The sequence below is a fragment of the Streptomyces sp. SID13726 genome, assembly GCF_010548375.1.
GTDB lineage: Bacteria > Actinomycetota > Actinomycetes > Streptomycetales > Streptomycetaceae > Streptomyces.
Map to the genome: position 1 here is coordinate 458,194 of NZ_JAAGLY010000005.1, position 15,239 is coordinate 473,432.

General features: G+C 70.6%; 13 protein-coding genes and 2 pseudogenes. 12 read left to right on the forward strand and 3 right to left on the reverse strand.

Translation table 11 applies throughout. The features are described from left to right. Positions 1 to 89: 89 nt before the first annotated feature. Positions 90 to 671: a hypothetical protein gene (locus tag G3I78_RS16460; RefSeq protein ID WP_164424997.1), complete on the forward strand. Its 582-nt coding sequence runs from the start codon at positions 90 to 92 to the stop codon at positions 669 to 671. Between the two features lie 129 nt (positions 672 to 800). On the opposite strand, the gene G3I78_RS51985 is transcribed toward G3I78_RS16460, so the two are convergent. After that, the gene (locus G3I78_RS51985) at positions 801 to 1,097 is read right to left on the reverse strand and encodes a helix-turn-helix transcriptional regulator (RefSeq protein WP_164424999.1); all 297 of its coding nucleotides are present in this window, start codon (positions 1,095 to 1,097) and stop codon (positions 801 to 803) included. A 440-nt stretch (positions 1,098 to 1,537) separates the two neighbouring features. After that, the gene (locus tag G3I78_RS16470; protein ID WP_164425001.1) at positions 1,538 to 3,070 is read right to left on the reverse strand and encodes a recombinase family protein; all 1,533 of its coding nucleotides are present in this window, start codon (positions 3,068 to 3,070) and stop codon (positions 1,538 to 1,540) included. A gap of 28 nt (positions 3,071 to 3,098) precedes the next feature. Between G3I78_RS16470 and G3I78_RS16475 the strand changes: the two are divergent. The 6 genes and pseudogenes from G3I78_RS16475 to G3I78_RS51200 form a co-directional block, all read left to right on the forward strand. Next, positions 3,099 to 3,446: pseudogene (locus tag G3I78_RS16475) on the forward strand (ATPase, T2SS/T4P/T4SS family); the annotation flags it as partial. A 38-nt stretch (positions 3,447 to 3,484) separates the two neighbouring features. Continuing rightward, positions 3,485 to 4,474, forward strand: a complete 990-nt coding sequence (locus tag G3I78_RS16480; protein WP_164425003.1) for a type II secretion system F family protein — start codon at positions 3,485 to 3,487, stop codon at positions 4,472 to 4,474. Next, entirely contained in the window at positions 4,471 to 5,259 is a 789-nt protein-coding gene (locus tag G3I78_RS16485) for a type II secretion system F family protein (RefSeq protein ID WP_164425005.1), read from the forward strand. Before G3I78_RS16480 ends, G3I78_RS16485 begins: the two co-directional genes overlap by 4 nt. A 75-nt stretch (positions 5,260 to 5,334) precedes the next feature. Further along, positions 5,335 to 5,556, forward strand: coding sequence for a DUF4244 domain-containing protein (locus G3I78_RS16490; protein WP_164425007.1), 222 nt, complete (start codon positions 5,335 to 5,337; stop codon positions 5,554 to 5,556). Then, positions 5,543 to 5,911, forward strand: coding sequence for a TadE family type IV pilus minor pilin (locus G3I78_RS16495; RefSeq protein WP_164425009.1), 369 nt, complete (start codon positions 5,543 to 5,545; stop codon positions 5,909 to 5,911). Before G3I78_RS16490 ends, G3I78_RS16495 begins: the two co-directional genes overlap by 14 nt. Before the next feature lie 149 nt (positions 5,912 to 6,060). Further along, a pseudogene (locus tag G3I78_RS51200) lies at positions 6,061 to 6,465 on the forward strand (Rv3654c family TadE-like protein); the annotation flags it as partial. Here the strand turns inward: G3I78_RS51200 and G3I78_RS16505 are convergent. Continuing rightward, entirely contained in the window at positions 6,356 to 9,121 is a 2,766-nt protein-coding gene (locus G3I78_RS16505) for a DEAD/DEAH box helicase (protein ID WP_239157840.1), read from the reverse strand. The pseudogene G3I78_RS51200 and the gene G3I78_RS16505 sit on opposite strands and share 110 nt — an antisense overlap. Positions 9,122 to 9,201: 80 nt before the next feature. Here G3I78_RS16505 and bldG point away from each other — a divergent pair, with 80 nt between their 5' ends. From bldG to G3I78_RS16530, 5 genes are all read left to right on the forward strand, one after another. Continuing rightward, positions 9,202 to 9,543 carry an anti-sigma factor antagonist BldG gene (gene bldG, locus G3I78_RS16510; RefSeq protein WP_006132569.1) on the forward strand — a complete coding sequence of 114 codons (342 nt, stop codon included), beginning with the start codon at positions 9,202 to 9,204 and terminating at the stop codon, positions 9,541 to 9,543. 120 nt (positions 9,544 to 9,663) lie between these two features. Further along, entirely contained in the window at positions 9,664 to 10,101 is a 438-nt protein-coding gene (locus tag G3I78_RS16515; RefSeq protein ID WP_164425013.1) for an ATP-binding protein, read from the forward strand. A gap of 271 nt (positions 10,102 to 10,372) precedes the next feature. Further along, complete coding sequence (locus G3I78_RS16520) at positions 10,373 to 12,778, forward strand: sodium-translocating pyrophosphatase (RefSeq protein WP_164425015.1); 2,406 nt, start codon at positions 10,373 to 10,375, stop codon at positions 12,776 to 12,778. Between the two features lie 203 nt (positions 12,779 to 12,981). Further along, positions 12,982 to 13,593, forward strand: a complete 612-nt coding sequence (locus G3I78_RS16525) for a small secreted protein (RefSeq protein WP_164425017.1) — start codon at positions 12,982 to 12,984, stop codon at positions 13,591 to 13,593. A gap of 55 nt (positions 13,594 to 13,648) precedes the next feature. Continuing rightward, positions 13,649 to 15,175 (forward strand): methyltransferase, encoded by a 1,527-nt coding sequence (locus G3I78_RS16530; RefSeq protein ID WP_343243773.1) that lies wholly within the window; start codon positions 13,649 to 13,651, stop codon positions 15,173 to 15,175. Positions 15,176 to 15,239 lie beyond the last annotated feature (64 nt).

Consider the following 15,239-nt stretch of genomic DNA (forward strand, 5'->3'; position numbering starts at 1 on the left):
GGAACAAGGCACGCACTTTGCGTGCCTACCTCAGTTGTACCGCGCCCTACGGTCCCGGTGTGAGACAGATCACCAAATGTGGAGGGCTGATGGACAGCGACCAGACACCGCGCCTCAGCCTCGTCGAGACCGGACCCGAAGTGCCCGTAGTGACCAGCGCTGAACGGCGTTTGGCCGTCGAGCACTGGCTGTTGTCGACCCTTCCAGGTCCGGGCCGGGACCGGGCGCGTATGGAGTGGCAGGAGCAGGAGTGGGCGTTGCTGCCGCTCGGGACCCTCTTTGCTGCCGTCCGGCTGCCTGAGCGTGTAGTGCATGCGGTCGCCCGCACCGATAATCCGCTGATGGTCGACGAGTTCCTCGCGGCCGCCCTCGACGACAATCCAGTCATCCATGATCCGCTCGGGCACCGCTTCTACGCCCTTGTGCCGGCGAGCATGCCCAGAAGGTACGGTCCGGCCGCGCAGGAGTGGCGGGACTACGGCGTGGAAATCCTCGGGAGCGACGCCTTTCTGGGCGTGCCGAGGGTGGACGCCGAGGTGCTGGACACCCGGACACAGGCGTCGTACTGGGCCGTGCCGATGCCCTCTGCTGCGATGCTGTGCGAGCCGCTCGCCGTCGCCAGGCTGCTCGCCGCGGCTGCACGTCGGCTCGGCGCGGAGCCGGACGCGTGACCTGCTGTCACTGCGAGAACAGCATCGAACCCGGCGAGTGCTTCCAGCGGGTGGCGTCGTACATCAGTCCGTCGGGTGGCCGCGTTGATCCAATCCGCCACATCCACAGCGCTTGCATCGCGCCCGCCCTCATGAAGGCGACCCGTCGCCGTCTGGGGGCAGGCCGTCGCGGCTGACGCTGGTGAGTCCGTGCACGAGCTCGCCGAGGTCGATGCCGAGCACGTGCGCCAGTTTCAGCAGCGTGCCCAGAGTTGGGTTGCCGTTACCCGATTCGACGGTCTGTAAGGTGCGCCGATCGAGGCCCGCCGCGAGGAAGACGTCTTCCTGGGTGAGGTTCTGCCGCAGGCGCTCGACCTGGAAGCGCCGCCCCACTTCTTGATGGCGAGCGGTGATCCAGTCGTCGTCTCCGGGCAGGTCACGAGGCACTCGACAAACGCTCTGGCCTGATTGACCATGAGTCAGCGGAATATAGTCCGCTTTTTGTGATCTTGAAATTTGGCCACGCGGCCGCACACCGCCAAACGGACTGCGAGGTTTGTTTCAGGCCAACCTCGTAGACGCTCACACGTGCCAATGGCACAATCGGTGACTGTGTGAAATCGCCTAGTAAGCGATTCAGGGGGAGAGGTACATGGAGAGCCTGAGACGGCTTGGCGACCGCCTCGACGTCATAGAAACCGCATTGTCGGTCGCTTTGGGGGAGCCTGAGCCAGAGCATCGAGGACGGCTACTCACCGCGATCAGTGCCGCGACAGAGGCGGTCAGAGCCGAGCATGACGAGGCTGAAACTGTCGAGGAGAAACGTTCCTCTTTGCGACTGGTCCCTGGCTCAATCCCGCGCCCTGCACGGCAGCCGGACCACCCGCCTACAGGGGGCGCCGCTCCAAGCGCACACTCGACGTATCGAAGCCAGGCCCGCGCAGCTCGGTAGGCAAGATGACCACGCGGAACAAGTCCTTCACGACCGCTGACCGCACGTCGATAGGCCTCGCCAGCCAGTCCTCGCGCCCGATGCCCACCAGCTTCGTCAGCCGATTCAACTTCGCCGGCACCGCCAGGCGGGCACGCAGCGCCACGATCTTCCGGTCGAACGACGCGATCGCCAGTACCACCAGTGAGCCGTCGACGTCTGGATGATCGGCCAGAGATTCGAGCCGGGCTTTTTCCTGCTCTCGCCGCTTCTCGAGAGCGGTGATCTCCGTCAGCAGCGAAGACGCATCTCCGCCCTCCGGAGCCATCGCCTTCCGCAACTCGCGTAGGAAGTCCTCGCTCGACAACAGCCGCAGGACACGGCCGTCGATGTACGCGTCCAGGAGTGCCATGTTGCGGCCCACGCCCCGGCACGACGGGCAGTAGTAGATTCGCGAAGTCTTCCGGTTGCGCCCGCCCGAGGGCTTCGACCGGACAGCCTGGTGCGGGCCCTTGCACTTCGGGGAGCCGCACTTACCTCCCCGCGGCGCGGGGTGGCACTGGAAGCACTCCGCAACTCCGGTGAGGAGGTGGACGCGCTCACGGCCGCAGTAGGGAGACTCAGCGGCACTGGCGGCGTACAACGCCTTAATGGCCGCCCAGACCTCGACGGACACCGCTCCGTCCCAGGCCGCCTTGTGCAGCTTCCCTCCGTGCTCGATGAGGCCAGCCACACGAGGCCTCAGGACCACGTTCCGCCACGACTTCGTCGTCCACGGATTTCCTTCAGTCGTACGCGACCCCGATTCGTTCAGCCACCGCACGACGGCGCCATGGTTCATCCCAGCCAGCTGCCGCTCGATAGCTCGCTGAGTGAAGCGAATCTCCTCGGCCACAGGCAGCGTCATGTCGAAGACGGGAACCCGCTTTTCCTTGCCCGTCTCGGGGTCGACCTTCACCTTCGAGCCGATCTGCACGCCCCACCCGTACGGACGCTTCCCTCCGGCGGTCGGTGGCAGCCCCTTCTCCACCCGCCCTTTGACTCCGCGGCTGACACGACGTGACGTGTCATCGGACGCCCTGCACGCCTGCGCTGCCTCGATCCGCAGGATGAACCGGTCATCCGCGCTGTCGAGGTCGCGAGTTCCCGACGGTGACGAGATCCTCAGGCCCTTGCCCTCGGCCAAGCTGATCATGCGTTCGAGGTCGAAAGGCTGCCGGATCATCCGGTCGCCGTGATACACGACGATCCCGTCGATGTCGTCCGCCTCGACCGCCTTCAGGAGGCTGTCCCAACCCGGACGCTTCCGCTTGCGCTGCCACGCCGAGCGCGAGTTGTCCACGAAGACGTGGGATTCGGAGATCTCCCAGCCGAGCCGTGCCGCCAGTTCCCGACAGTCCGCCTCCTGGCGCTCCACCTTCTCGACGGACCCGTCGGGTGCGTACGACAGACGGCAGTACACGGCGGCTCGCTTCGGCGTCTGACTCATGGTCGTGAGTATAGGTGCGTATTAGACATTGATTCATCTGCTCGCCGCGTTGAACACCGGCCACGAGGGCGGCTGCGGGACCGTGCACGCGAACGCCGCCGCCGACGTACCGGCCCGGCTGGAGGCGCTGGGGACGGCCGCGGGGCTGGACCGGGCCGCGCTGCACAGCCAGTTGGCGGCCGCGCTGTCGGTCGTACTGCATCTCGTGCGCGACCGGACCGGGCGGCGCCGGATCGCCGAGGTGCGGGTGCTGGAGCGGGACTCCTCGGGGCTGGTGCGGACGGTGCCGGCGTTGCGGTGGGGCGCGGAGGCGTTCGTGTACGAGCGGGGGTGGGAGCGGTTGCGGGGGTTGCTCGGGGGTGAGGGGGCGTGGTGATCGGGATGGAGGAGATGGCGGTGGGACCAGTGGGATCGATGGGATCTGTGGGATCGATGGGATCGATGGGTGCGGCTGTGGTGTGTGTCGGGGTGGCTGTGTGGCTGTTGGCCGGGCGGCGGGTCGGGGCGCGGCGGACGCGGTTGGTGTGTGCGGGCGGTGCGGTGGTGGGGGATGCCGGGTCTCCGCCGTGGCGGCGGCTGGGGGAGGAAGTGCGGCGGGTGCGCGGGCGGTTGGGGTTCGAGTGGTGGGCCGCCGTAGCCGGGCTGGTGCTCGCCGTACTGGGGGCCTCGGTGCTGCCGGTCGTCGCGGGGGCGGTCGGGGTGCCGTTACTGAGGAGGGTGCGGCTGGCGCGGGAGGCGCGTCGGGTGCGGGAGCGGCGGGGCGATGCGGTGATCGCGTTGTGCTCGACGGTCGCGGGGGAGGTGCGGGCGGGGCGGCAGCCGGGGGAGGCGTTGGTCCTGGCGGTGCGGGAGTTCGAGGTGGCGGAGGCCGGAGGGGTGGACTCGGGTGGGCCGGGTTCTGGAGGGGCGAAGGCCGGTGGCGGCGGAGTCGCCGGAGATGGTGGGCCCGGTTTCCGGGGGCCGGAGTTCGGAGGGCTCGGGGACGCTCAGGCCGCTGTGCTGGCGGCGGCTCGGTTCGGTGGGGATGTTCCGGGGGCGCTCGCCGTGGCGGCCCGGCGGCCGGGGGCCGAGGGGTTGTCGGGGCTTGCCGCGTGTTGGCGGGTGGCCGTGGACCAGGGGGCGGGGCTCGCGGCCGGGCTGGGGCGGCTCGAAGGGGCGTTGCGGGCCGAGCGGGATCAACGGGCCGATCTGAGGGCTCAGTTGGCGGGGGCGCGGTCCACGGCTTGGATGCTCGCCGCGTTGCCCGTACTGGGGTTGGGACTTGGGGCGGCCCTCGGTGCCGATCCTCTGCACGTTCTGCTGCACACCGGGGCCGGGCTGGGTTGTCTGCTGGTCGGCGGTCTGCTGGAGGGCGTCGGGATGTGGTGGGCGATGCGGATCGTACGGGGAGCTGAGGCGGCGTGAGCGCGGAAGTTGTCCACAGGCTGGGGGTGGTCGTGGGGACGGCGCTGGTCGTCGCCTGGTTCGCCCGATGGGCCGTGGCGGTGCGGCGGGAGCGAAGACTGCGGCGACGGCTCGGGGAGTTGCTGGCCGTGGTGGAGGCGACCGACGACCGTCCGCGGGCCGAGGTACGGGATGTCGTGCGGCGGTGGCTGCCGTTGGCCGGCGTCGGGTGTGCCGGGTGGGTGCTGGTCGGCGGGGTCGTCGGTGTGCTGGTCGGGCTGGTCGTCGCGGCGGGGCTGTGGAAGTGGCGGCTTCGGCAGACGGCCGGTGCGGGGGTGCGGGAGGCCGACGCACGTGAGGCGGCCCGGCAACTTCCGCTCGCCGCCGATCTGCTGGCCGCCTGTATCGCGGCCGGTGCCGGTCCGGTGATCGCGGCTCAGGCCGTCGGGGAGGCGTTGGGCGGGCCGGTGGGAGAGGGGCTGGCGCGTGGGGCGGCGGAGGTGCGGCTCGGCGGTGAACCGGGGGAGGCCTGGCGACGGCTCGCCTCGACACCGGGCGCCGGAGCGTTGGCGAGGCTGCTGGAACGGGCCGGTGTGTCCGGACTGCCCGCGGCCGGGCCCGTCGCCGGACTCGCGGCGGACGCCCGCGCCGACTGGGGACGCGCCGCGACGGAACGGGCCCGGCGGGCCGCCGTGCTGGTCACCGCGCCGGTCGGGCTGTGTTTCCTGCCCGCCTTCATCGCCGTCGGTGTGCTGCCGATCGTGATCGGGCTCGCGGGCGGAGTGCTGGGAGGAGGTGGGCGATGACGGACGGGGACCGGTGATCCACCGGACGAGCCAGCAGACGTTTGACCAACAGGACCGAACCTCACGGGGGTTGAGATGTACAAGACGGTACGGGCGCGGGTGCGTGCCCTGGTGTGCGGAGCGATGGACAGGGCGCGGTCGGCGCGCGAGGACGCCGGAATGGTGACGTCCGAATATGCGATGGGGATTGTCGCGGCAGTGGCGTTCGCGGTGGTGCTCTACAACGTGGTGACGAGCGGGGCCGTCAGTGCGGAACTCCAGGCCATCGTGAAGCGGGCGCTCGATGCGAAGGCGTGAACGGGCGGCGGCGGACGAGGGGTTCGTGACGGCGGAGTCGGCCATGGTGCTGCCCGTGCTGGTGTTGTTCGCGATGGCGCTGGTCTGGGGGCTGCTCGTGGTGGCCGCGCAGATCCAGTGCGTGGACGCGGCCAGGACGGGCGCCCGGGCGGCGGCCCGCCAGGACCCGGCCGACGCGGTCGTCCGGGTGGCCCGGGACACGGCACCGCGCGACGCGGAGGTGACGGTCGCGCGCGAGGGCGATCGGGTGCGGGTGGTGGTCGTGGCGAAGCCGCCGGCGTTGGGCGCCCTGCCGTTCGAGGTGCGGGAGGAGGCCGTGGCGCTGGTGGAGGAGACGGTGGAGGGAGGAGGGTGAGGTGGGTTGGGGGCGTCCGCTTCCGTAATGCCCGCCCCTGCCCCTGCCTCCGCCCCCGTCTCCGCCTTCGCCTTTGCCTTCGCTCCAGTCTCCGCAGCGCTCGCCTCTCCGTCGCCCGCTTCACCGACGCGCGTGTCGCCGAGGCCCGTTCCGATCGAGGTTCCGCCACCGTCTGGAGCGTGGGTGCCATCGCGGTGCTGTGCGTGGTCTTCGGGGTCGTACTCGCGCTCGGGCAGGCCGTGGTCGTACGGCATCGTGCGGCCGGGGGTGCGGATCTCGCGGCGCTCGCGGCGGCGGACCACTGGGCCGACGGTCCGGCGGTGGCCTGTGCCCGGGCGGAGGGGATCGCGCGGGCGCAGGGCACGCGGTTGGTGCGGTGCGCGATGGTCGGCGAGATCTCGGACGTGACGGCGGCGTCGGGACGGGGGCCGTTCTCGGCGGAGATCAGGGCACGGGCGGGACCTGCGGAGCCGGTTCCGCCGCAGGCTCCGCTGCCGCCGGCCTCCGGCGGGTCTGCGACGGCGGCTCCGGGAGACCGGTTTCCGGGAGACTAGCTTTCGGGAAACCGGCTTCCGGGGGCCTGGGGTCCGGGGTCCCGGGATCCGGCCGCCGCTGGGTTCCCGGCTCTGCCGCCTCCTGGGGACCCAACCGCTCCTTGAGCCCCGGCACCTCCGCCTCCGGCAGCCGTTCCTCCGTGTCCCCGTCCAGCCGTCTCTCCGCGTCCCCGTCCAGCCGTTCCTCCGCGTTCCCGCCGAGCCGTCCCTCCGCCGCTCCCCGCAGCAACACCGTGAGCAACCGCACCGCCCCCCGCTTGTGCAACGGGTCGTTCCCGTTGCCGCACTTGGGGGACTGGATGCAGGACGGGCAGCCGGCGTCGCACTCGCAGGCGGCGATGGCTTCGCGGGTGGCCGTGAGCCAGGCGCGGGCCGTGTGGAAGGCGCGCTCCGCGAAGCCGGCGCCGCCCGGGTGGCCGTCGTAGACGAAGACCGTGGGCAGGAGGGTGTCGGGGTGGAGGGGGACGGAGACCCCGCCGATGTCCCAGCGGTCGCAGGTCGCGAAGAGGGGGAGGAGGCCGATCGAGGCGTGCTCGGCGGCGTGCAGGGCGCCGCCGAGGATCTCGGGGTTGATGCGGGCCTCGTCCAGCTGGTCCTCGGTGACCGTCCACCACACCGCGCGGGTGCGCAACGTACGCGGAGGGAGGTCGAGTTTCGTCTCGCCCAGCACTTCACCGGTGATCAGGCGTCTGCGGAGGAAGGAGACCACCTGGTTGGTGACCTCGACGGAGCCGTAGCACAACCTGCCCTCGCCCCAGGGGACTTCGACGTCCGTCTCCAGGACGGCGATGGACGTCGTGTCGCGGGCGACCGTCGAGTACGACGGGTTCGCCTCCTGGACCAGGGCCACCGAGTCCTCCAGGTCCAGGGAGCGGACCAGATAGGTGCGGCCCTGGTGGAGATGGACCGCGCCCTCGTGGACCGTGGTGTGGGCGGCGCCCGCGTCGACCGTGCCGAGGAGGCGGCCCGTGCCGTCCTCGACGATCTGGACCGGGTTGCCGCCCCCGCCGCGGATGTCGGTGAGGTCGGCGGCCCGTTCCCGGCGGGTCCAGTGCCAGGCCTTGGTGCGGCGGCGCAGGAGCTTCGCGGCCTCCAGCTGCGGCAGCAGGTCCGTGCACGCCGGGCCGAACAGGTCCATGTCCTCGTCCGTCAACGGCAGTTCCGCCGCCGCCGCGCACAGGTGCGGGGCGAGGACGTACGGGTTGTCGGGGTCGAGGACCGTGGACTCCACCGGCTGGTCGAAGAGGGCCTCGGGGTGGTGGACGAGGAAGGTGTCCAGGGGGTCGTCGCGGGCCACCAGGACGGCCAGTGCCCCTTGTCCGGAGCGGCCTGCGCGGCCCGCCTGCTGCCACAGGGACGCGCGGGTGCCGGGGTAGCCGGAGATCAGGACGGCGTCGAGCCCGGAGACGTCGATGCCGAGTTCCAGGGCGGTCGTGGCGGCGAGGCCCAGCAGCTCGCCGGAGTGGAGGGCCTGTTCCAGGGCCCGGCGTTCCTCGGGGAGGTAGCCGCCGCGATAGGCGGCCACGCGGCGGGACAGGGAGCGGTCGACCTCGGCGAGGCGCTCCTGGGCGATCACGGAGATGAGTTCGGCGCCGCGCCGGGAGCGGACGAAGGCGACCGAGCGCACGCCCTGCACGGCGAGGTCGGTGAGGAGGTCGGCGGTCTCGGCGGTGGCCGTGCGGCGGACCGGGGCGCCCTTCTCGCCCTGCATCTCCGTCAGGGGCGGCTCCCAGAGGGCGAAGACCAGTTCGCCGCGCGGGGAGGCGTCGTCGGCGACCTCGACCACCGGGAGGCCGGTGAGGCGGCGGGCGGCCACCGAGGGCTCGGCGGCGGTCGCGGAGGCCAGCAGGAAGACGGGGGAGGCGCCGTAGCGGGCGCAGAGGCGGCGCAGGCGGCGCAGGACCTGGGCGACGTGGGAGCCGAAGACACCCCGGTAGGTGTGGCACTCGTCGATGACGACGTACTTGAGGGCCTTGAGGAAGGAGGACCAGCGGGCGTGGGACGGGAGTATCCCGCGGTGCAGCATGTCCGGGTTGGTCAGCACGTAGTTGGCGTACTGGCGGACCCACTCGCGTTCCTCGAACGGCGTGTCGCCGTCGTAGACCGCGGGGCGCACGGAATTGGCCAGCGGTTGTGAAAATTCCTTCACCGAGCGGCACTGGTCGGCCGCGAGCGCCTTCGTGGGCGAGAGGTAGAGGGCGGTGGCGCCACGGCCGTTGGGGGCCTCGGAGCCGTCCAGGAGCGTCGAGAGGACCGGCACGAGGTAGGCCAGGGACTTGCCGGAGGCGGTGCCGGTGGCGACGACGACCGACTCGCCGTCCAGCGCGTGCTCGGCGGCCTGTGCCTGGTGGGCCCAGGGATGTTCGATGCCGTACGCCTGGACGGCCGCCACGACCTCCGGGCGAATCCGGTCAGGCCAGACGGCATGGCGGCCCTCGCGCGGGGGCAAGTGCTCCGTATGAGTGATGCGCGCAGCCCGGCTCGGCCCGGCGGCGAGCCGGTCCAGGACCGTGCTCGGCGTGGGGCGGGACCCCGGGTCCGCCGAGGGTCGATCGGATCGGAGATTCTTGGCCATCGGCACCGAGTGTGTCACTGGCGTGACGGACAATGGGACCAAGGCGTCGTGCACGCCTGCCGGTAAGTGATTGAATGCCATCGCGGCTGGCGAACCGTCCCGGGGGCTCTGCCGAGGTGTCCCGAGGGGCGACCGCTCGATAGCAAGGTGCTGGAGGATCCGTGGACCTGTCCCTGTCGACCGAGACCGTCGGCGATCGCACGATCGTCAGGGTCGGTGGCGAAATCGACGTATATACCGCGCCCAAGCTGCGCGAGCAGCTGGTCGAGCTGGTGAACGACGGCAGTTTCCACCTTGTCGTCGACATGGAGGGCGTGGACTTCCTCGACTCCACCGGTCTCGGCGTGCTGGTCGGCGGCCTGAAGCGGGTGCGTGCCCATGAGGGCTCGCTGCGCCTGGTCTGCAACCAGGAGCGCATTCTCAAGATCTTCCGTATCACCGGCCTCACCAAGGTGTTCCCGATCCACACCTCGGTCGAGGAAGCGGTGGCGGCGACCGACTGACCCGTTTCCCGGGCCCGTCCCGGGGCGGCAGAAGGACGTCGACAAGAAGTACAAGGAGGGGGTCCGGGCTTTCGGCGGCCCGGTCCCTCGACAGCACGCCCGTAGTTCCGAGGGGGACGCATGGCCACCGTTGAACTCCGTTTCAGCGCGCTGCCCGAGCACGTCAGGACCGCCCGACTGGTGGCGGCAGCGGTGGCGCGCAGGGCCGGGGTGGACGAGGCCGTCCTGGACGAGGTCAGACTCGCTGTCGGCGAGGCCTGCACCCGTGCCGTCGGACTGCACCAGAGCGGCGGCATCACCGCGCCGGTCAAGGTGCTGCTGATCGAGGAGGAGAAGCAGTTCTCCATCGAGGTCGGCGACGAGGCGCCGCGTTCGGCCCCGGGCGACCGGGCTCCGGGCGCGCTGGGTGCGGACCCCGACGTGGAGACCGAGGAGGACGAGATGGGCCTCGCGGTCATCAGCGGCCTCGTCGACGACGTCGAGGTCACCGCAGGGGAGCACGGCGGACAGATCCGTATGACCTGGCCGACCACGCCGCCGGCCGCAGTGCTTCCCTGATTGCTCAATCTGTTCGACATGCGGAAGGGCCCTACCGATCGGTAGGGCCCTTCCGCATGTCGGCGTGGGCTTTCTGTGCCTACAGTGGTCTGGTGCGATGTATTTCGTGAATTGGTTCACGATCTAGATTTCGGTCATGAATGCCCCGGGGGCATTACTGCTTTCAGGTTCTGTAAAGGCCAATTCCGTTTACCGCGCCCTGTTTTGATCAGGACGGGGTACCTACAATCCGTCCACATCTTGAGCTCAGCCCAAGCGTCAAGGAGGACGAATGGCGGGGCTTTCTACCCCTGATCAGTTTGACCACCCCACAACCCTCGCGGCCGCGGTGCTCACCGACGGCAACCGGGTGCTGATCGCGATCATCGCGGTCGTCGCCCTGGCGGCGCTCGTGGTGGCCGGAGTCCTGGTGCGCCAGGTGCTCGCGGCCGGCGAGGGCACCGACAGCATGAAAAAGATCGCGGCCGCGGTCCAGGAAGGCGCGAACGCCTATCTGGCACGCCAGTTGCGCACCCTCGGCGTATTCGCCGTCGTCGTGTTCTTCCTGCTCATGCTGCTGCCCGCGGACGACTGGAATCAACGCGCAGGCCGATCGGTGTTCTTCTTGATCGGCGCGGCGTTCTCGGCTGCCACCGGCTATATCGGCATGTGGCTCGCCGTGCGCAGCAATGTGCGTGTGGCAGCGGCGGCGCGAGAGGCCACTCCGGCGGAAGGTGAACCGGAAAAGGATCTCACCGCCGTCTCCCACAAAGCCATGAAGATCGCTTTCCGTACGGGCGGCGTCGTCGGCATGTTCACGGTGGGGCTCGGTCTGCTGGGCGCCTCCTGCGTGGTGCTGGTGTACGCGGCCGACGCGCCGAAGGTCCTGGAGGGCTTCGGTCTCGGCGCGGCGCTCATCGCGATGTTCATGAGGGTCGGCGGCGGCATCTTCACCAAGGCCGCCGACGTCGGCGCCGACCTGGTCGGCAAGGTCGAGCAGGGCATTCCGGAGGACGATCCGCGCAATGCCGCGACCATCGCCGACAACGTGGGCGACAACGTCGGCGACTGCGCGGGCATGGCGGCCGACCTCTTCGAGTCGTACGCCGTGACCCTGGTCGCCGCGCTGATCCTCGGCAAGGCGGCCTTCGGCGACTCCGGACTGGCCTTCCCGCTGCTCGTCCCGGCGATCGGCGTGCTCACCGCGATGATCGGCATCTTCGCGGTCGCCCCGCGCCGCTCCGACCGCAGCGGCATGTCCGCGATCAACCGCGGGTTCTTCATCTCCGCGGTGATCTCGCTCGTGCTGGTGGCGATCGCGGTCTTCGTCTACCTCCCCGGCACGTACGCCGACCTCGACGGCATCACCGACGCGGCGATCGCGGGCAAGGACGGCGATCCGAGGATCCTCGCCCTGGTCGCCGTAGCCATCGGCATCCTGCTCGCCGCCGTCATCCAGCAGCTGACCGGCTACTTCACCGAGACCACCCGCCGCCCGGTCCAGGACATCGGCAAGACCTCGCTCACGGGGCCCGCCACCGTCGTCCTCGCCGGTATCTCCATCGGCCTGGAGTCGGCCGTCTACACCGCCCTGCTGATCGGTCTCGGTGTCTACGGCGCCTTCCTGCTCGGCGGTACGTCGATCATGCTGGCGCTGTTCGCGGTGGCGCTGGCCGGCACCGGCCTGCTCACCACGGTCGGTGTGATCGTCGCCATGGACACCTTCGGGCCGGTCTCCGACAACGCGCAGGGCATCGCCGAGATGTCCGGTGACGTCGAGGGCGCGGGCGCGCAGGTGCTCACCAACCTGGACGCCGTCGGCAACACCACCAAGGCCATCACCAAGGGCATCGCCATCGCCACCGCGGTCCTCGCGGCCTCGGCGCTCTTCGGGTCGTACCGTGACGCGATCACGACCGGCGCGCAGGACGTCGGCGAGAAGCTCAGCGGGGACGGCGCGCCGATGAGCCTGATGATGGACATCTCGCAGCCCAACAACCTCGTCGGTCTGATCGCGGGCGCGGCGGTCGTCTTCCTCTTCTCGGGGCTGGCGATCAACGCGGTGTCGCGGTCGGCGGGGTCCGTGGTCTACGAGGTGCGGCGGCAGTTCCGCCAGCATCCCGGGATCATGGACTACAGCGAGGAGCCGGAGTACGGCAAGGTCGTCGACATCTGCACCCGGGACGCCCTGCGCGAGCTCACCACGCCAGGGCTGCTCGCCGTGATGGCGCCGATCTTCATCGGGTTCACGCTCGGCGTCGGCGCGCTCGGCTCGTTCCTGGCGGGCGCGATCGGCGCGGGCACCCTGATGGCGGTCTTCCTGGCCAACTCCGGCGGCGCCTGGGACAACGCCAAGAAGCTCGTCGAGGACGGTCATCACGGTGGCAAGGGCAGCGAGGCCCATGCGGCGACGGTGATCGGCGACACCGTCGGCGACCCCTTCAAGGACACCGCGGGCCCCGCGATCAACCCGCTGCTGAAGGTCATGAACCTGGTGGCGCTGTTGATCGCACCGGCGGTGATCAAGTTCAGCTACGGCGACGACAAGAGCATCGGGGTGCGGATCTTCATCGCCGTCCTCGCGTTCCTCGTGATCGCCGGCGCGGTCTTCGTCTCCAAGCGGCGCGGAATCGCCGTGGGCGACGAGGACAACGAGAAGAAGACGGCCAAGTCGGCGGACCCCGCGGTGGTTTCGTAGGCCCTCCGACCAGTGCCGGCCCAAGGGGCGGGCGGACGGCGCGTGTTCGGCGCCGTACGCCCGCCCCTTGTGTGCGCTCTTGCGCGCTCCCTGCGCCGTGAGCCTTCTCTCGCTTGGTGCGAACAACCGCAAAAGGTGCCATTGACGGCATTTGCTGTGAGGCTGCGATGCCTGTGCCGTGTAGGGTCCGTGGGCCGAGAGCCATGGAAGGGACCGATCCGGTGAACAAGAAGCTCGCGGCCGCGCTGTCCGGCGGTGCGGTACTGGTACTGGCACTGACGGGATGCAGTGGCAGCGAGGACAACAAGGAGCTCGACGCCTGGGCCAAGAAGGTCTGCGATCAGGTGCCGGCTCAGAACAAGAAGATCACGGCGGCCTACGACGCGATCACCAAGGCGGCCGAGGACACCACCAGCACGCCGACGGAGCTCCAGAAGGCCGACTCCCAGGCCTTCCAGGACCTGTCCGACGGCTACAAGGCGCGCGCCACGGTCATCAGCCAGGCCGGCGCGCCTCCCGGTGTCGACGACGGCGCGAAGAAGCTCCAGGCCGCCGTCACCCAGCTCACGGCCCTGTCCGGCGCCTACGCCGACATGAAGACGCAGGTCGACGGGCTCAACACCAAGGACCAGGCGAAGTTCGCGTCCGGTCTGAAGGACGTCTCGGCCCAGATGAAGAAGGTGGAGACCCAGCGCCAGGGCGCGCTCGCCGCGCTGAAGGAGCTGGAGTCGGGCGACACCAAGCAGGCGCTGGCCGAGCAGACGGGCTGCAAGCAGGCGTCCACCTCGGCGTCGGCCCCGGCGACCAACAGCTGACCGGGAGTCGTACGCACGGCGTTCCGCGGGGGCGGGCGCGGGCCACAATGGGGGCGTGAGTACCTCCAGCCTGCCCACGCCGCCCACCGCCCCCGGCTCCGGCCGTCCCGACGTCACCGCCGCGCTGCGGGACGCCCTGCTCGGCGCGTCCTTCACCGCCGACGGACTGCTCGAACTGCTCGGCGCGCCCGCGTACGCGGCGCTCGCCCGCAGCGAGACCGTGCCCGCGCTCCGGGCGACCCGCGGGGACACCCCGCTGGAAGTGCTCGTACGGCTGTTCCTGCTCCAGCGACCGGTGCCCCACGCGCGCGTGGCGGACGTACTGCCCCTCGACGCGTGCCTGGAGAGCGGCTGGCTGGTGCGCGCCGGGGCCGACGAGGTGGCCGCGACGGTGGACGTACGGCCGTACGGCGGGCCCGACGGCGAGGACTGGTTCATCGTGTCCGACCTGGGCTGTGCCGTCGGCGGCGCCGGTGGCATCGGCAGCCGCGACGAGGGGGTCGTCCTCGGGGTCGGCGGTGCCTCCACGACCCTGGCGGCCATCACGGTGCGTACGGCCGTCTCGTCCGCCCTCGACCTCGGGACCGGGTCCGGCATCCAGGCCCTGCACGCCGCGCAGCACGCCACACGCGTGTGCGCGACCGATCTCAACCCCCGCGCGCTGCACATCACCGCGCTCACGCTGGCGCTGTCCGGCGCCCCGGCGGCCGACCTGCGGGAGGGCTCGCTGTTCGAGCCCGTCAAGCAGGGCGAGACGTACGACCTGATCGTGTCGAACCCGCCCTTCGTGATCTCGCCGGGTGCGCGGCTGACGTACCGGGACGGCGGGATGGGCGGGGACGATCTGTGCCGCTCGGTCGTTCAGGGGGCGGGGGAGCTGCTGAACGAGGGCGGGTTCGCGCAGTTCCTCGCCAACTGGCAGCACGTGGCGGGGGAGGACTGGCAGGACAGGCTCAGGTCGTGGGTGCCGCGCGGCTGCGACGCGTGGATCGTGCAGCGCGAGGTCCAGGACGTCACGCAGTACGCCGAGCTGTGGCTCAGGGACGCCGGTGACCACCGGGGCGACCCGGCCGAGTACCAGGCGCGCTACGACGCCTGGCTGGACGAGTTCGAGGCGCGCAAGGTGAAGGCGGTCGGCTTCGGCTGGATCACCCTGCGCAGGACGGGCTCCGCCGTGCCCTCGATCACCGTCGAGGAGTGGCCGCACCCGGTCGAGCAGCCGCTCGGGGACACCGTCCGCGCGCACTTCGAGCGCCTCGACTACCTGCGGGTCAACGACGACGCGGCCCTGCTGGAGGCCCACTTCAGGCTCGTGCCCGAGGTCGTCCAGGAGCAGGTCGGGCTGCCCGGCGCCGAGGACCCGGAGCACGTGGTGCTGCGCCAGCACCGCGGGATGCGCCGGGCCACCAAGGTGGACACGGTCGGCGCGGGCTTCGCCGGCGTGTGCGACGGCTCGCTGAGCGCCGGGCGCATCCTGGACGCGATCGCCCAGCTGATGGGCGAGGACCCGGTCGGACTGCGCGACCGTACGCCCGCGCAGATCCGGTTGCTGGTGGAGCAGGGGTTCCTCGAACCGGTGTGACGGGCTCCGCCGGCCCTCGCTGCACCGTCGCTGCTGAGGCGGGCGCGCACTCCTGAGGCTCCTG